The sequence below is a fragment of the Nitrospirillum guaranorum genome, from assembly GCF_034653275.1.
Lineage (GTDB): Bacteria > Pseudomonadota > Alphaproteobacteria > Azospirillales > Azospirillaceae > Nitrospirillum.
In genome coordinates this window covers 1,767,382-1,784,728 of the sequence record NZ_JAYEES010000004.1, presented here as the reverse complement: position 1 = coordinate 1,784,728, position 17,347 = coordinate 1,767,382, and the positions used below count along the sequence as shown (strand labels likewise).

14 protein-coding genes are annotated in these 17,347 nt (G+C 67.0%); 8 read left to right on the top strand and 6 right to left on the bottom strand.

All coding sequences use genetic code 11. From position 1 onward, the window contains the following. Positions 1-2: 2 nt before the first annotated feature. Together UAJ10_RS29490 and UAJ10_RS29485 are read right to left on the bottom strand one after the other, a co-directional pair. Positions 3-1,124, bottom strand: a complete 1,122-nt coding sequence (locus UAJ10_RS29490; RefSeq protein WP_322918961.1) for a glycosyltransferase — start codon at positions 1,122-1,124, stop codon at positions 3-5. A gap of 263 nt (positions 1,125-1,387) precedes the next feature. Continuing rightward, positions 1,388-2,038, bottom strand: a complete 651-nt coding sequence (locus tag UAJ10_RS29485) for a hypothetical protein (protein ID WP_322918960.1) — start codon at positions 2,036-2,038, stop codon at positions 1,388-1,390. 341 nt (positions 2,039-2,379) lie between these two features. Between UAJ10_RS29485 and UAJ10_RS29480 the strand changes: the two genes are divergently transcribed. The 3 genes from UAJ10_RS29480 to UAJ10_RS29470 all read left to right on the top strand — a co-directional run bounded on the left by UAJ10_RS29480 (position 2,380) and on the right by UAJ10_RS29470 (position 6,142). Beyond that, positions 2,380-2,598: a hypothetical protein gene (locus UAJ10_RS29480; protein WP_322918958.1), complete on the top strand. Its 219-nt coding sequence runs from the start codon at positions 2,380-2,382 to the stop codon at positions 2,596-2,598. Between the two features lie 461 nt (positions 2,599-3,059). Continuing rightward, the gene (locus tag UAJ10_RS29475; protein WP_322918957.1) at positions 3,060-5,159 is read left to right on the top strand and encodes a methyl-accepting chemotaxis protein; all 2,100 of its coding nucleotides are present in this window, start codon (positions 3,060-3,062) and stop codon (positions 5,157-5,159) included. 11 nt (positions 5,160-5,170) lie between these two features. After that, a complete protein-coding gene (locus tag UAJ10_RS29470) occupies positions 5,171-6,142 on the top strand; it encodes a BMP family lipoprotein (protein WP_322918956.1) in 972 nt (323 codons plus the stop codon). Between the two features lie 64 nt (positions 6,143-6,206). Here UAJ10_RS29470 and UAJ10_RS29465 read toward each other — a convergent pair whose 3' ends face one another. Beyond that, entirely contained in the window at positions 6,207-6,905 is a 699-nt protein-coding gene (locus UAJ10_RS29465; RefSeq protein WP_322918955.1) for a 2OG-Fe(II) oxygenase, read from the bottom strand. Positions 6,906-6,943: 38 nt separating this feature from the next. Continuing rightward, positions 6,944-8,047, bottom strand: coding sequence for a bifunctional DNA-binding transcriptional regulator/O6-methylguanine-DNA methyltransferase Ada (gene ada, locus UAJ10_RS29460; protein ID WP_416235416.1), 1,104 nt, complete (start codon positions 8,045-8,047; stop codon positions 6,944-6,946). 233 nt (positions 8,048-8,280) lie between these two features. On the opposite strand from ada, the gene UAJ10_RS29455 reads away from it, so the two are divergent. Next, a complete protein-coding gene (locus UAJ10_RS29455; protein ID WP_322918954.1) occupies positions 8,281-8,547 on the top strand; it encodes a metal-sensing transcriptional repressor in 267 nt (88 codons plus the stop codon). A gap of 98 nt (positions 8,548-8,645) precedes the next feature. Further along, entirely contained in the window at positions 8,646-9,824 is a 1,179-nt protein-coding gene (locus UAJ10_RS29450) for a hypothetical protein (protein ID WP_322918953.1), read from the top strand. A gap of 190 nt (positions 9,825-10,014) precedes the next feature. On the opposite strand, the gene UAJ10_RS29445 is transcribed toward UAJ10_RS29450, so the two are convergent. Both UAJ10_RS29445 and repA read right to left on the bottom strand, forming a co-directional pair. After that, positions 10,015-11,013, bottom strand: a complete 999-nt coding sequence (locus UAJ10_RS29445; RefSeq protein WP_322918952.1) for a ParB/RepB/Spo0J family partition protein — start codon at positions 11,011-11,013, stop codon at positions 10,015-10,017. After that, on the bottom strand, positions 11,010-12,266 hold the full coding sequence (repA, locus tag UAJ10_RS29440; protein ID WP_322918951.1) for a plasmid partitioning protein RepA: 1,257 nt from the start codon (positions 12,264-12,266) through the stop codon (positions 11,010-11,012). The genes UAJ10_RS29445 and repA overlap by 4 nt, the downstream gene beginning before the upstream one ends. Positions 12,267-13,410: 1,144 nt before the next feature. Here repA and UAJ10_RS29435 point away from each other — a divergent pair. The 3 genes from UAJ10_RS29435 (at position 13,411) to UAJ10_RS29425 (ending at position 17,274) form a co-directional block, all read left to right on the top strand. Continuing rightward, the gene (locus UAJ10_RS29435) at positions 13,411-14,364 is read left to right on the top strand and encodes a replication initiator protein A (protein WP_322918950.1); all 954 of its coding nucleotides are present in this window, start codon (positions 13,411-13,413) and stop codon (positions 14,362-14,364) included. 125 nt (positions 14,365-14,489) lie between these two features. Then, complete coding sequence (locus UAJ10_RS29430) at positions 14,490-16,589, top strand: S46 family peptidase (RefSeq protein WP_322918949.1); 2,100 nt, start codon at positions 14,490-14,492, stop codon at positions 16,587-16,589. 235 nt (positions 16,590-16,824) lie between these two features. Further along, positions 16,825-17,274, top strand: a complete 450-nt coding sequence (locus tag UAJ10_RS29425; protein ID WP_322918948.1) for a hypothetical protein — start codon at positions 16,825-16,827, stop codon at positions 17,272-17,274. The last annotated feature ends 73 nt before the right edge of the window (positions 17,275-17,347 follow it).

The window sequence follows — 17,347 nt, the reverse complement described above, 5'->3', positions numbered from 1 at the left end:
ATCTATACAGCCACAGGCGCAGTCGCGCCGGCCAGTTGGGCGTACAGCGCGCCCACCTTGGCCATCTGCACTTCGGGCCGGAAGCGGGTGAGATCGACGGGCCGGGCAGCCACACGACCATCCAGCGCGGCCAGCAAGGTCTCGGCCATGGCGGCGGCGTCCTCCGGCGGGCAGAGGAAGGGATAGTCGAAGCCCAGGATTTCCAGCGGCCCGCCGGTGCGGGTGGCCACCAGGGTGATGCCCGCGTCGGCGTATTCCAGCAAGGTCAGGCCGAAAGGTTCATGGCGGGAGGCGACGACGCCCACGTCGAGGGCGGAAAGGTAACGGCGCACGTCGGGGCGGAAGCCCGCGAACACCACCTGATCGCCCAAGGCGAGTTGTGCCGCCTGGTCACGCAGGGCGGCCATCTCCGCCCCCTGGCCGAACAACACCAGGCGGGCATCCGGCCGTTGGGCGCGCAAGCGGGCGTAGGCATCCACCAGCACATCGAAGCCCTTACCCAGTTCCAGCCGGCCCATGCCGCCGATGACGGGCACGTCCCGCGGCAGGCCCAGGGCCAAGCGGGCCTCCGCCCGGGTCAGCGCGCCCCGCTGCGGCAATACCCAGTTATGCACGGTGACGGAGCGGTCGCGGGCCGCCGCCGGCATCATGCGACCCTGGTAGTCGGCGATGCGGATGATGCCGTCGAAGCGGTCATGCAGGCCGGCGCGAAAGCCGTTGTGCAGGGTGACGACGCGGGGGCAACCCGGGCGGCAGCGCAGCACCCGCCGCGCGGCGGTGTTGAGATGGGCATGAACGATGTCGGGGCAGAGGGCCAGCAGCTTCCAGAACAGCGCGGCGGTGCGCATGCGCGCCGGCAGCCACACCACCGACACCCGCGGGTCCAGCGATTCGGCAAGGTGCCGGGCGCCGGCGCCCCCATCCTCCCCCGGGCCCAGGATGACCATCACCTGGTGATCGTCGGCCTGGAATTCAGCCAGCTCCATCACATGCTTTTCCGCGCCCCCGAAGCCATGGGGGATGATCACGTGGGCGATGCTGGTCACGGCCCCCGCCGAGGACGGGATCAGGCGCCGGGCGGCGCCACGGGGGGCCGGGTTATCTGACAGGGCGATGGAGGACATGCCGGCGCACTTCTCCCCTACGGATTGGAAAGTTCTGCGACCGGCGGGATGGGCGATGCGAAGCGGTGCCGCCGGACTGCCGCCGGCCATAACCACGACTGCTTGGTTGTTGCTTCGGCGCGCCCCACCCGTCGCCCACAGAATGGCAACTGTTCCGTTATACGCCGGGTACGGTGCTAACCTGTCGCGGGGCTGTAACATAGAGGCCCAGAAGGGGTATCCGACGAGGACACCCCTCCACGCCCCCGCCTACACGGGGACTATCAGTTGTCCGCGACGACGTGCCAGGCGCCATCCGGCTGCTGGCAGGCGGTGCCATAGGCCTGTTGCGTCTGACCGCCTATGGTCACGTTCTGCTGGAATTCGCGGCAATACTGGCCGTCGGTGGTGTGGCCGTCGCGCAGGGTGACGACGCTGCCGCTGGCCGGGCCGTCATTCCAAACGACAGGCTGGCCGACCGGCGCCATGGTGGCGCGGATCTGGGCGTCCTCAAGCGCGCGCTGCTGCTGCTCGGCCAGGCTATCCAGCAGCGTCAGGGTGATGGCCGTCAGGCCCAGCCAGCGATAAGCCTCGTCGTCGCGGTAATAGTGGCCGTAGCCGGTGTAATAGACACCGAAGGGGCGCAGCACGACCACGTCGCGATACACATGGCGGCGGTATTCCGGAACGATGACCGGCCCGCGGCCATAGATGAAGACATCATGGTCGCGGAAATGGCCCCAATGCGGCGCCCAAGGCCCGCCCCGGTGATCGTCCCCGCGATGGTCGTCCCACCGGCGCTCCTCCCCCCGATGATGATCATCCCAACGATCCTGGGCCAAGGCCGGCACGGTGGCGGCGGTGACGGCCACGGTGGCGGCCAGGGCAAGGGACGTGAGGGCGCGGGACGGGGTGCGGAACGTGAGGCGTCGCATACGGGAATTCCTGTTCATCGAAAACAGCATGGCCCCTGCGGGGGCCGTCACAGCCAGGCGGCCGGGCAGGTTGATAGAACACCGCCATTGCGTTCGATTTATGGCCGGTCACGGTCTGGTTCAAGCGGCACGCCGGGATGGCGGGGTGAGTCAAAGCGTCGCGCGCGGCGCCGTCACACCCCACGCCAATAGTGTTCCAATTATGGAACGCGGAGTGCCGACAAGCCCAACTACCGCCAAAATCGTTCCAGAAATATAGTTCAGACATCAAGCACGCTAGACCCCGGCCCCGAGCCCCCGCAGCACCGCGCTAGGACCCGACGCCAGGAAAGGAGACGACGATGACCACGCTTTGCCTCGCTTGCGCCGCCCGTTCGGCTCCGGCCCTGTTCAGCCGCGCCCCGGGCCGCGCCGCGGTGATGGACACCCTGGGCCGCCGCGCCCGCACCCTGCTGCCCGCCCTGCTGGCCCTGACCGGCCTGTCCTTCGACCAGATGGTCGTGCTGCGCGCCGGCCTGGACATGGTGCTGCAGACCACGCGCAACGGCCGCTTCCACTAATCCCCCCCCCTCGCGACCGGGAGACCGAGTTGCGGGTACGGCGCCGCACCGACATCGCGGCATGATTCATTTATCCAATATACATCGCCATCCCCAGGCGATCCGTGGCTTTCGGCCCGCCCCCACGCCCCGTTTCTGCCTAAAGAATCCGCTGTCTGCCGCCGGGATGGGCGCTAGCCGGAAGGATAGGCCGCGACTTGACCATATGGTCAGTTTTTTCTTTGTCCGTCCCCCGGATTGTCACACAGTGATCATCAAGATTTCCTATGACTGTACGGACGTCCAACCGGCCTGATGGGGGCTTTTAGGGGACGGCGTTCGCGGTCAGGGGAACGGGACGGGGCTGAACTCCGCCCGGTGACATGGGGGAATGACGCGCCCAGGCCTCTCCAACCGCATCGGGAAGGGACGGAGCCATGGTCGCCGTGACGACACTGCCTACAATTATGCGGAATGCCGACATGCGGAATACCGGCCGCACCCAACAGGGCAAGCGGCGGTTGGGTCTGGCCGCGCGGCTGGGCCTGGCCTTCGGCGCCATCATCCTGGCCATGCTGGTCATCACCGGCCAGAGCTGGCTGACCTATGCCCGCGTGGACAGCACACTGAACGGCATTGTCGACGAGACCCTCCCCCGGTTGGACACACTGGATGCCCTGACCCGAGCGGCCGAGGGATTGGCCGGCACCTCCATGGACGCGTCCATCGCCACCACGCATGAAGAGGCGCAAGCCACCCGCAAGGCCCTGACCGTGGCCGAGAAGGCCTTCAACGACGCCCTGCGGCAAGCCAATGCCCAGCTGGGCCAGACGCCGCAATTGGATGAGCTGCGGGTGCTGGGCGGCCGCTTTTCCGCCCTGCTGCAGGTACTGAATGGGGCGGAGGATGCCCGCTGGCGCCTGCGTCAGGCCGTCGCCACGCAGGAGGCGTCCGCCGCCGAGGCCAACGCGCGGGCGCAGGCTGCCCTGATGGCGGCCCTGGGCCGGGCCCCCAACCCGGAGATCCTGGCCGCCCTGGCCGAGGTGCAGGCCTTCGGCGCGCTGTTGGCGGCGCCGGCCACGGCGGGTGAGGACCCGGCGGCGGCCAAGGCGGCCCTGGCGAACGCCCTGCAGCATCTTCGGGCCACCCAGGCCAGCCTGCCGGCCGAGGCGCGCGCCACCGTGGGCGCCGGCCTGGAGGTGTTGACCCGCGTGGCCTTGGGCGAGGCGGTTCCCGCCGCCCCCGGCTTCGGCGACGTCACCGCCGGTGGGCTGGCCGTGATGAAAAGCCGCCTGGCCGACGCGCAGGACCAGAGCACCAGCCTGCTGCACCAGAGTGCGGCCATCGCCGCGCGGGTGCAGAAGCTGGGCGCGGAATTGGGCGCCCAGACCCAGGCGGAAGTGCGCACCCAGGCCAAGGCGCTGGAGGACGTGGTGTCCTTCGCCCGCGGCCTGCTGATCGCGTCCGGCCTGGCCGGTGTCGCCATCGCCGTCGGCGTGGCGGTGTTCTATGTCGGCCGCAGCATCGCGGGCCGCGTCGCCAACCTGTCGCGCAGCATGCTGGCGCTCGCCGGCGGCGATCTGGACGTGGAGATCGACACGCGCGGCAGCGATGAGATCGCGGAGATGGCGCGCACCGTCACCGTCTTCCGCGCCAACGCCGTGCAGGTGCGCGAACATGAGGTGCAACTGGCAAACGAGCGGCGCGAGGCGGCGGGGAAGCGGCAGGCCGCCATGTCGGCCATGGCCGACAGCTTCGAACAGTCGGTGGGCGGGATCATCGCCGCCCTGGTGGACGCGGCGGCGCAGATGACCGCCCTGTCGCAGAGCATGGGCCAGTCGGCCGATGCCACCGCCGAGCAGGCCAACACCGTGGCGATGTCCAGCGAGGCGGCCTCACGCAACACCCAGACCGTGGCTGGCGCCACCGAACAGCTGTCCCTGTCGGTGCAGGAGATCAGCGGCCAGCTGCAGCAGGCCATCAGCATCTCGCAACGCGCCAATGAGGAGGCGGATGGCGCCGCCGACATGGTGGAGCGCCTGACCGGCGCCGCCGAGCGCATCGGCAGCGTCACCCGGCTGATCGACGACATCGCCGGCCAGACCAATCTGCTGGCGCTGAACGCCACCATCGAGGCGGCGCGTGCCGCCGCCGCCGGCAAGGGCTTCGCCGTCGTGGCGTCCGAGGTGAAAAGCTTGGCGGGCCAGACCTCCAAGGCCACGGGCGACATCGCCGGCGAAGTCGCCGCCGTGCGCAGCGCCGTGGGCGCCGTGGTCGATTCCATCCGCCAGATCGGCGGCACCATCGTGCAGCTGAGCCAGGTGTCCAGCACCATCGCCGCGGCGGTGGAGGAGCAAAACGCCGCCACGGCCGAGATCAGCCGGTCGATCAGCGAGGCGGCGCTGGGCGTGGAGGAGGTCAACAGCACCATCGGCCGCGTGCACACCGCCGCCCTGTCGACCGGCGAGTCCGCCGGACAGGTGCGGGCCAGCGCCCAAGGGCTGGCCGACCAGGCCGCCCGATTGGATGAGGCGGTGCGCCGATTCCTGGGCCAGGTCCGCGCCACCGAAGCCGCCGCTTGAGGAGAGACAGCATGATCCGGATCGTCCTTGCGGCCGCGCTATTTGCCAGCACTGCTGGCATTGCCAGCGCGGCGGCCTTCAAACCTTGTGTGGTTTATACCGAGGCGGGGAAGTTCGATAAGAGCTTCAACGAGATGGCTTATGACGGCAGCCAGACCTTCGCCCAGAAGTCAGGCGTCGCCGTGGCCGAGTTCGAGCCAGCGGGCGAAGACGCCTACCCCAGCGCCTTGCAGTCCGCCGTCACCGCCGGCTGCACCGACGTGGCGCTGATCGGCTTCCGGTTCCAAACCGCGCTGGCCGCCTTCGCGCCCCAACATACGGACGTACGTTTCACCTTGTTCGACGGCGTGGTGCCCGGGGCCAACGTCGCCTCCGTCCTCTTCGCGGAGAACGAGGGCTCTTACCTCGTGGGCGTGGCGGCGGCCTTGGCCAGCAGGAGCGGCACGGTCGGTTTCATCGGCGGCATGCCGGCGACGGTGATCGAGCGGTTCGAGAAAGGCTACGCCCAGGGCGTCAAGGATACCCGGCCGGATGCCACGGTGATGACCGGCCTGGTGGCGGGCGACCCCAAGGGCTTTTCCGATCCCTTCGCCGCGTCGGAGATCGCGCGCGACATGCTGCGCCACGGGGCCGACGTGCTGTTCCCGGCCGCCGGCGTGTCCGGCCTGGGCGCGTTGGACATCGGCCACGCCAAGGGGGCCTTGGGCGTGGGCGTGGACAGCAACCAGAACTACCTCTACCCCGGCCGCATGCTGACCTCGATGGTCAAGCGCCTGGACGTGGCCATCGCCCGCGCCTTCGAAGCCGGCCGCAGCCAGACCTTCACCTCCGGCATCACGCGCCTGGGCCTGAAGGAGGGCGGGGTGGACGTGGTGGTGGACGCCGACAACCGGGCCGTCTGGACCCCCGCCATCGTCGAGGCGGTGGCCCGCGCCCGCCAAGCCATCGTCAGCGGCCAGGTGAAGGTCGCCAGCCCCAGTTAGTTATGCCCTGCGGGCGCGGGCGTCCGCCCGCTTGCCACCCTCGTTTTTCAGGGATGCCCGAGCATCAAACCGCATCATGGAAGATGATGCCCAGCGTGTGGCGCTGGCCGGAACGCAGACGGCTGACGCCGTGGCGCAGGGTGACGCGGTAGGTGCCTCGCGTCCCGGAAACCGGCCGGTGGTGGACAGCGAAGACGACGCCGTCACCCTGGCGCAGGGGCACAACCTCGGCCCGGGACTGCATGCGCGGCCGCTGTTCCGTGATCACGAATTCCCCACCCGTGAAATCGCACCCCGGTTCCGACAGCAGCACGGCGACCTGCAAGGGGAACACCCGGTCGCCATACAGGTCCTGGTGCAGGCAGTTGTAATCGCCTGGCCCGTACCGCAGCAGCAGGGGCGTGGGCCGCACCTGCCCGGCGTGGTGGCACAACGCCAGGAAGTCGGCGTGGCTGTCCGGATAGCGCACATCCTCCCCCAGCCGCTGGTTCCACCGATTGGCCAGCGGCGCCAGCCGGGGATAGAGACCGATTCGCAAGGCCTGTACCACAGGCGGCAAGGGGTAGGCCCAATACTTGTACTCCCCCATGCCGAAACCGTGGCGGCCCATGATCACCCGGCTGCGGAAGCCTTCGTCGCGCGCGTACAGGGCGGACAGATCCCCGCAGGTCTCCGGGGTCAGCAGCCTCGGCAATACGGCGCAGCCGTACGCGTCCAACTCCCTGGATATGGCCGGCCAATCATAAGCGTCGATGCTGGCCACGCCATCAATGCCAGCGCTCGGGGATCCTGGGCCATCCATCAGGCCCGCTCCCGCGCCAGCAGGGTCCGCTTGCGCTCCACACCCCAGCGATAGCCGGACAGCGCCCCATCGGTCCGCACCACGCGGTGGCACGGAATGGCGATGGCGATGGCGTTGTTGGCGCAGGCTTGGGCGACCGCCCGCACCGCCTTGGGCGCGCCGATGCTGGCCGCCACCTCGGCATAGCTTGCCGTTTCCCCCGCCGGAATGGCGCGCAAGGCCTGCCAAACCCGTTGCTGAAAGGCGGTGCCGCGCACGTCCAGCGGCAGGTCCAGCCCCAGTCGCGGCGCCTCGACGAAGCCCACCACCCGGGCGACCAAGGCGTCAAACTCCGGGTCATCGCCCGTCAGCCGCGCCTTGGGGAATCGATCTTGCAGGTCCCGCACCAGCGTGTCGGGATCATCACCCAGGGTGATGGCGCAGATGCCCCGTTCGCTGCGCGCCACCAGAAGGGCGCCCAAGCTGCACTGGGCGACGGCGAAGCGGATGTCGGCATTGGCGCCACCGGCGCGGTAGTCACCGGGCCGCATGCCCAACATGCCGTCCGCCGCCTCATAGAACCGGCTGCTGGCGTTGAAGCCTGCATCATAGAGGGCGGTGGTGACCGTGGCGCCAGGGCGGCTCAACTCATCCCGCACCCGGCGGGCGCGGTGGGCCGTGGCGTAGGCCTTGGGCGTCAGGCCGGTGATGGCCTTGAACACGCGGTGAAAGTGATAGGGGCTGAGGCCGGCCTGGTCGGCCAGTTGCTCCAAGCCTGGCGCCTCCTCCGCCGTCTCGATGGTGCGGCAGGCCTCCGCGACCAATTGGGCCTGTCGCTGGGCGGTGCCCTGCTGGTCCGGCTTGCAGCGCTTACAGGCGCGAAAGCCCGCCCGCTCCGCCGCGGCGCAGCTGTCATGAAAGGCGACGTTCCGGGGCTTGGCCAAACGGGAGGGGCAGGAGGGCCGGCAATAGACGCCGGTGGTCCTCACCGAATAGACGAAGCGGCCGTCCTGGCTGGCGTCCCGGTTGAGCAGCGCCTGCCAACGCGGGTCGGCATCTGCCTCAAGGGGGGCGGTGGTCGGGGCGGACGTCATCGGGACCCGGAGTGCGGTAGCGGGGGACATGATCGTCATCCTGATATGGGGTCGTTCCTGCCCCTGATGTACCCCCGGCTCACCGACACGACATCCCGGGTCTTGCGGTCAAATCCAAGGGCCTGGAACGCCGGCCCCGCCGCACCCGGCTGTGCCCCGTCCATGGGGCGATGGCGGCCTCAGCCCAAGGGCGCGGCAGCGCATCGCCCGACGGTCCTACAGGTGGTTTGACTTGATCCCCCCAGGGGGATAGGAGTCAAGGAATGACGCACGCGACCACCCCCGACATCCTGAACCGCCTGAAGCGGGCGCAAGGCCACTTCGCCAAGATCGTGCAGATGGTGGAGGAGGGGCGCGACGCCCTGACCATCGCCCAGCAGCTGCAGGCCGTGGTCAAGGCCGTCGACAAAGCCAAGATCGCCCTGGTGCTGCACCATATCGAGCATCATTTGGAAGAGGCCACGGGCCCCCTGCCCACCCAAACCCGGGCACGGCTGTCGGAAATGGCCGAGATCACCAAATACCTCTGATGCCGGACCGCTGGCGCGGCGGTTCCACCAGAGGAAAGCTAAATCCATAATAGCTTGCTTTCTGACCTGTACGTGTCCAATGTTTCCGGGGACGATGCATGGGGGATAAGGTGAGCGAAGACTGGTGGGATGTGCCCGGGAACCCCTATGCCCCGGCCAAAGCCCAAGGCCCGGCCAGCACCGAGGCGTCCCCCACCCCCCTCCCCGCCCCCGCGCCGCTGGATGGGGGTCCCCTCCCCCCGAACCACACCGCCGAGGAGCTGTTGGCGCTGGAGGCGGCCACCGCCGCGCTGGTTCGGCTGGATTGTGTGCTGGCCGGCAGCAGCCCGGCCGTCGCCGCCGGCTGGACCCATCGCATGGCCATTGAGGAAGCCGCGGCTTCCGCCCGCCTGAACGGTGTCTTGGTCGATACGGCGGACCTGCGCCTGCTGGCATGGGACAGCCTGGACCGCGCGCCCGACCCCGACCTGGCCCAAGCCTTGCCCCTTTATGACCTGGTGCGCCGCATCGCCGCCCGTCATCCCCGTCATCTCTATACCCCCCGCCGGCTGGCGGCCCTGGACCGTATCCGCCTGGCCCGGAACGCGGGCTTTTCCCTGTGGAATGGGGCGGCGGAAGAGGTGGAGGCGGAAGAGCGTTGGGCCGTGTTGCAGGCCGCCTTGGCGCCTGATGACCTGTCGCGTTTCCGGGCGGCACCCGCGCTCATCGGTGCCGCCGGCTTCCTGGCCCACTGGCACCGTGTCCGCGCCGACCGCAGCGCCGGTGCCGCCCTGGGCCGGCTGCTGGCCGCGTGGTGGCCTGCCCGCCAGGGCCTGGTGATCGCCCGCCGCAGCGGCCTGGACGGGCCCACCTTCGAGGGTTCGGATACCTTCGTCAGCCCGACCCATCCCGCCTTCGCCGGTGGCCCGGTGCTGATGCCCTCCATCGGCTTCCTGGGCCATGCCATGGAGTATCGCCCTGACCGGCACGAGGGATGGATGCTAGCCTTCCTCAACGCCGCCACCCGCAGCCTGGCCCGGGGCGAGGCGCTGTTGCGTCGTCTGCGCCTCGCCGAGGTTCGACTGGCGGAAGCTTTGCGGCCCAAGCGCTCCACCTCGCGGGGACCGCAGGTGGCGGCCTTCCTGCTGGCCCAGCCGGTCGTCACTTCCGGCCGGCTGGCCCACGCCCTAGAGATGAGCGGAACGGCCGCCCGCACCCTACTGGATGGGCTGCACCGCGACCGCTTGGTCTTGGAGATTTCCGGCCGCGATGCCTATCGCGCCTATATGGTGGAATGATGCTCATTGGCTCCGACGTGCTTCGCGACGCCAGTTTTTCTGAAAAAACTTCGGTAACCGTTCCCTTGAAGATGTCTGCTGTTTGCGACCCTTGGGGCAAAGAAAAAGCCCCGTCGCGGGGACGGGGCCGTTTCGAAGTTTTTTCAGAAAAACCGGGGGTCGACCGCAGACCTATATGGAAGGCAGGTCCTCAGTCCGGCACATCCAGGCCACAGCGCCGCAGCGCCTCGGGCAACTGGGCGAACAACGAGTCCAGGGCCTGCGGGGGCAAACCCGCCGCCAGGCGCAGGATGGGCCGGCCCTCGTGCAGGGACAGGCGCACCAGCACCTGACCGGTGCGGGACCGGATCACCCGCTCCCCCGCCAACTCCGGCTCAGCCACACCGTCCCCCAGCGCCGCCGCCATCAGGGCGCGCAGCCGGGCGGTGAAGCTCAAATTGTCATCTGCCCCCTTCCCGCTCAGCTCGGCCGCAGTGGCCTCCACCCGGGCGGCGGCCTCTTCGCTTTCCGCCATCAGCCGGGCCAGCTTGGCGCCATCGCTGATCTTCAGGGGACGCGGGTCATCCAGGGCGGCGACTACCGTGGCCGGCAGCTCGGCGAACTTCAGCAGGTTCGACAGATGCCCTTTGCTGAAGTCCAACCGCTCCATCAACTCGGCCCGGCTCATCAGCCCGGTATCCAGCACCGTCTTCAACTGCACCGCGCGTTCATAGGCGGAGATGTCGGCGCGGGCCTCGTTTTCCTGCACCATCTTGATCAGCAAGTCGCGGTCGTCCGCTTGCATCACCCGCGCCACGACCTTGCGCCCCAGGTGGCGGCAGGCGGCCGTTCGGCGGTGACCGGCGATCAGCTCATACCCGTTGCCGTCCGCCGCCGGACGCACAAGCACCGGCGCCAACTGGCCATGCCGCAGGATGTCCTGCACCAGGGTGGCGAAGGCGGCGTCGGCGAAGGCGGCGGTGTGCCGGTCCTGGTATTGGGTGCTGTGGATGTCGGCCGGGTCCAGCTCCAGCAAGACCCGGCCGCTGTCGCGCAGCGTCTCCAGTTCCTTGGCGCTGTCCTGGAACACGCTCTCGATCTGGTTGACGATGGGAATGGCGGAACGCGGGGCGGCCGGGCGCGCCGCCCGGGTGGCGGTCAGGTCGCCGATGGCGTTGTCCAGTTCGGCCATTCTGTCCTTGCGGCTCATCGCGTCCCCTCCCGCGCCGGCGTGCGCTTCCAGATGTCCCAGATCACCCGCTCGATCTCGGCATTCACGTTGTTCAGATATTCCAGCCCGCGCTCATAGGTGCGGCGGTTCACGTCGCTGGCTTCCAGCTCGTAATAGCTCTGCTTCAGGTTGCCGGCGCTATCCAGGCCGGTGGTCAGGGCCATGCGGTTTTCCAGCAGCGTGTCGGCGAAGATGCTGCCCATCCACTTCACCAACTGGCTCTGGTTGCCGTCAGCCGTCTGGTATTTGGAGACCAACAGGCGGACGGCGTCGAAGGTCTTCACCCGGCCGCCCTCGGCCTGGGCCAGGGTGGACAGCGTCTCATAGACCATACGGAAGAAGCGCCCGGCGGAACTGAAATCCAACATGGATGGCGGAATGGGGATCAACAGGAAGTTCGCCGCCATGACGGCGTTGATCGACAGATAGCTGAGCGACGGCGGGCAGTCGCAGACGATGATGTCATAGTCCTGGTCGATGCTGGGCAGCGCGTCCTGCAAGATCCGCCAGAAGCGCAGTTCCCGCTGGCGCATCTGCCGCACCGGCACCTCGAACTCTGTGGAGTACAGTCCGAGGTTGGCGGGTATGACATCCAGCCCGTCCCAATAGGTCTTCTGGACCAGCGGCCGCAGATCGTTGATGCGCTGGCTGTCGTCCAGGGTGAACAGGCGATACAGCGTGTCCAGCCGGTCGAACTGCTCATCCGGCACGAAGCCGAACAGCGAGGTGGCGCTGGCCTGGCTGTCCAGGTCGATCATCAGCACCCGGTAGCCTTGCAGGGCCAGGTATTGCGCCAGGTGGACGGAGTGGGTGGTCTTGGCCGCCCCACCCTTGAAATTGGCGACGGTGATCACCGACAGCTTTTCCCCGGCCTCACGATCGCGACCCACGCGATAGCGCACATCGCCGGTCTGCTGGAACAGCTGGCGACGAATCTGGTTCACCTCCGCCAGGGTGAAACCGCGGCGGTTGTTGCCGCCGATGACGGTGCCCTGGGGGAACTGCTCATTCTTCAGTAGGGCGCGCAGATGGCTTTCCGAAATGCGGATTAGCCGAGCCGCCTCCGACGTGGGGAACAGGCGCAGGCTCTTGGCGTGGCCGGGATAGGCCTGCACCTCGATGATCTTGCGCTGGATGGCGTCACAGCCTTCCGAGTGGTCCAAGAAGATTTGCAGGGGGTCGCCGCTGGCCGGCATGGCGTTATCGGCGGGCGCGCTGACATCGGTGGTCATTGGTGTATCCGAGGGGCTGCCAAAGATGGGCGGATAATGCCCAACCGCGATCCGGACGCCAACCGCGATCTTCAGGCAAATATGCGGATAACTGCCTCACCGTCGATTTTTTGCCGATTAGGCGGAAAAATTCGCTGATGGGATTGGATCAATTGGCTGCATCGTCGTCTTTGGTAACTGTAACCTTGAAAGCGGGACGATCGGGACTGGAAACCACGGCGATCTTCTACTTGGCGGCCCCCGATCTTCAAGGGAACGGATACCAATTTCCGACGGAGGAGGTGCGCTTCAGAAATGGCGCGTTTGCTGGGTTTTTGCGGGAGCACCGTTGACGAGCGCGCGTCGATCGGGGGACGAGATGGAGGGCCAAGCCTGCTCTGGAACCCGCCGAGCCTGATCCCGTGACCACTATTTCCGCCCATGAAAGGCTGGCCTGTGGATAGTTTCCTTAAAAGGATTCAGGGTTAAACAGATATAGGGTTTAACTGTTACAGCGCCAGAAAACGGCATCTTTCCAATAGCTTAATAGGGTGTTTGGTAACCGTTCCCACGACTCCCGGTATCCGAACCCTGGGGCTGCGGACTCCAAACCCTCGGGCTTTGGGTCATCAAACCCTTGGCCAATGGTTGCCGAACCCTGGAGTTGGGAAAAACGGTATCCGAACCCTTGAGGGAAAATGGGGCGAGTCGGCCGGAGTCGGTTGCCATACCCTTGATCTTGGTTGCCGTTCCCTCAATTCCGGTTGCGGTTCCCTTGAGGTTAAGGGTTTGGGCAGGCCGGTTCCGGACTCTGATACCGCGATCCGACTCACTATGGTCCCGAGTCCGCCTGATTTCGACCCGCCGCAATGAGTCGCCCGGATCCATGCCGAGTCGATTCAAGGGTTCGGTTACCCAAGGTCACGGGTTCGGATACCAGCAATCGTATCGACTCGGGGTGCACACCAGATTTTGGGGGTCGCGCCGCCAGAATCTCAAGGGATCGGCAACCAAGCGTGTTTTTGCCGTTGGCGGCGGCGATTGGCCGCGTTCATCATCCAGAGTCCGAACGCCCAATCCATGGTGGATGGGGTCTGCTGTGTGAAGGGTGGCGACAATGGCGGGGACGACGACAGGGACTGCGGACAGGATTTCCGCGCCAGCCATGGTGGAAGCCCCGATGGCCGGCAGCCAGTTGGCCCTGGCGCTGGACAGCCCTCTGATCGGCAAGGTGAAGAACGACCGCCTGGTCATGGTCTTCAACTTCTTCGCCCTCAGCAAGGAGACGGTGACGGAATTGCCGATCTACGATGACGGCACCGTCCGCATCGAGGTCACCGGCACCAAGCACGGCGTCGCCAACATCTGGGACAAGGAGGTGCTGATCTACCTCGTGTCCCTGATCCAGGACAAACTGAACCGCGGTGAACCGGTCAGCCCGCGTCTCACCTTCACCGGCCACGACTTCTTCCGCGTGGTGGGCATTCATGCCACCAACACCGCCTATCAACGGTTGGAGGACGCGCTGAAGCGCCTGCAGTCCACCCAGGTGCTGACCAACCTGGAGACCGGTGGCGAGGGGGAGACGGGCGCCTTCTCCTGGGTGCTGGACTACCGTATCAACTATCGCCGCGACAAGGATGGCGGGAAGACCATGAAGTCACTGACGGTGCAGCTGTGCGACTGGCTGTACCGCGCGGTGGTCAAGGACCGTAAAATCCTCACCTACCACCCCGACTACTTCAAGCTGTCACCCACGGAAAAGCGGCTCTACGAGATCGCGCGCGCCCATTGCGGCAACCAGGGCGCCTTCAAGATGAACATCGAGAAGCTGCGCCTGCGCGTTGGCGCCGAAAGCGACCTGAAGGTGTTCAAGGCCCGGCTGGTGGCCCTGGCCAAGAAGCGCCAGGCTCTGCCGGAATACGGCTTGACGGTGGTGGATCCCCGCCGCTGGGGCCGTGACCGCAACGCCCCGCCGCCGCCGGGCCGCACGCCGCTGAAAAGCCACATGGTCTATTTCTTCCGCACCGACAGCCTGTCGGCCATGGCGCCCTTCGACCAGGCGCCGGAGTTTCCGGACGCTCTACCCGACCTGATGATGGGCGACTTGGCGGCCTGAGACGGGGTGGCGGCGGGCGCCTGCCGGGGCATCGCCACCGACCTTGCAATCCCGCGACAGACATGCTGCAAGTCGGAAAACCCGGCTGCGGGGCACGGGATCGACCTGTCGTGAGGAATTTCTATATGCGCGATTTCCTGAAGGGCGCGCCCTTGAGCGCCCTGGCGGCCGCCGCCTTGGCTGGCCTGTTGCTGGCGCCCACCGTGGCCGGCGCCGATGAAGGCATGTGGACCTTCAACAATTTCCCCAGCGCCAAGGTGAAGCAGGCCTATGGCTTCAGCCCGGATCCCAAGTGGCTGGAGCGGGTGCAACTGGCATCCGTCCGCTTGGCGCGTGGCTGCTCTGGCGCCTTTGTCTCCGCCAGCGGCCTTGTCCAGACCAACCACCACTGCGCCCGCGCCTGCATCCAGCAGGTCTCCACCGCCGACCACAACCATATCAAGGACGGCTTTTACGCGGCCGACCTCAAGGACGAGGCCAGGTGCCCGGATATGGAGGTCAACCAGCTGGTCCAGATCACGGACGTGACCCAGCGGGTGAACGCCGCCACCGCCGGCAAGGAAGGCGACGCCTTTTCCGCCGCCTTGAAGGAGGTGCAGGCCGCCATTCAGACGGAATGCACCGGTGGCGCCGATGACACCCGCTGCGACGTGGTCGAGCTGTACCATGGCGGCGCCTACAATCTTTATAAGTATCACCGGTATCAGGACGTGCGCCTGGTGTTCGCACCGGAAGAGGACATCGCCTTCTTCGGCGGCGACCCCGACAATTTCGAGTTCCCGCGCTACGATCTCGACGTGTCCTACGTCCGCGTCTACGACAAGGATGGCAAGCCGCTGAACACCAAGGCCACTTATTTCCCCTACTCCGCTCATGACGCGGACGAGGGGGATCTGGTCTTCACCTCAGGCAATCCCGGCCGGACGGAGCGCTTGGACACCGTGGCCGAGCTGGAATACGAGCGCGACCACGCGCTGCCCGACCGCCTGCTGTACCTGTCGGAACTGCGCGGCATCCTGTTGCAGTTCACGGCGCAGGGCGAGGAGAACGCCCGTATCGCCCGCACCAAGCTGTTCACCCTGGAGAACAGTTACAAGGCGCTGTACGGCGGGTTGCAGACCCTTGTCGACCCGGCCCTGATCAATGCCAAGCGCAAGGATGAGGCGGCGCTGAAGGCCCTCATCGACGCCGACCCGGCGTTGAAGCAGCAGTATGGCGACCCCTGGGCGGCCATCGCCAAGTCGGTGGACCACTATGCCGTGGTCGCCACGCGTTACAACGTGCTGGAAGGCAGCCGCAGCTTCACCCAGTCCGACATGTTCACCTATGCCCGTAACCTGGTGCGCGCCGGCGGCGAACGCCCCCTGCCGGACGGCAAGCGTCTGCGGGAATACACCGACGCCAACTTCCCCTTCATCCGCCAGCGCCTGCTGTCCAGCAGTCCGGTCTATCCGGAGTTGGAACGGGTGCTGATGCGCATGCAGCTGGTCTACATGCAGCGTCAGCTGGGCCCCGACGACCCCCTCGTGCGCAAGGTTTTCGGCAACCGCTCCGCCCAGCAGATCGCGGATGACCTGGTCAAAGGCTCCAGCCTGGGCGATCCCTCGGTGCGCAAGAGCCTGCTGGAGGGGGGCCAGGCGGCCGTCGACGCCTCCACTGATCCCATGATCAAGTTCGCCAAGCTGGTGGACGCCGATGCCCTGGCCGCCCGCCGGGATGTCGAGGCCAACGTCTCGGCCGTGCAGCAGAAGAACGCCGGCTACATCGCCCAGGCCATGTTCAAGGTGCACGGCACGTCCATCTACCCGGACGCCACCTTCAGCCCCCGCGTCTCCTATGGGACTGTGAGGGGCTATGAGCAGAACGGCCAGCACGTGGCGCCCTTCACCACCATGGGCGGCACCTTCGATCGCGCCACCGGCGCCTTCCCCTTCGCCTTGCCCGACAGCTGGCTGAAGGCCAAGGACGCCATCAATCCGGCGCAGAAGTTCGATGCCGTCAGCACCAACGACATCATCGGCGGCAACTCCGGTTCCCCCGTCATCAACAAGGACGCGGAAGTCGTGGGCCTGATCTTCGACGGCAACATCCAGTCGCTGGGCGGCGACTACGGCTATGACGGTTCGGTCAACCGCGCCGTCTGGGTCTCGGTCGGCGCCTTGAAGGAGGCGCTGGCCAAGATCTACCACGCCAATCGCTTGACCAGGGAACTGGGCGCCCATTGAGGCCGAAGATGGAAAGGGCCCGCCGGATGCATTTCGCGGGCCCTTTCCCATGCGCGGCCATCAGACTGGGTAAACCAAATGCCGCACCCGTCGGGCCGTCAGGTAAAGGCCACAATCCCGTATTATAAGGCAGGGATGGCCCCGAGCGCCCCGGGCCGTTTCCAAACGCGATCAAGGGCGGCTTTGAGGCGGTACCCGCGGCATCAGCGGGCCCGCCGTCTGAAAGAGGATGATCATGCAGCGCGTGTTCAAGGCTCCGTTCCTGGTGATGATGTCGCTGGTGGTGGCCTTGCTGGCGTTGGCCGGCGGCGCCGCCCCGGCGAGCGCCCGCACCTTCGTCAGCGTTGGTATCGGCGTCGGCCCCTTCTATCCGGCCGGCTATTACGGCGCCTATTGGCATGACCCCTACTGGCGTTGGCGCGGTCCATACTGGGCGCCCTATCCGGTGGCGTACGCGCCCTACCCCTATTACGCGCCCCCCGCCTATGTGGCGCCGGCCCCGGTCGTGGTACAGGCGCCGCCGCCCGTGGTGGCGCAGCCCGTCCAGGCCATGGCGGCCAAGCCGGCCTATGATCAGGCCAACTGCCGCGAATACACCTCCACCATCACCGTGGCGGGACAGCCCAGCCAGCAGGTGGGCACCGCCTGCCAACAGCCTGATGGGTCCTGGCGCATCGTCAACTGAGCGGCGGCCCGTCCCTATTCGTTGGAATAGGCGTCACGTGAACCCCAGGGATTTCCCTGGGGTTTCGGCGTTC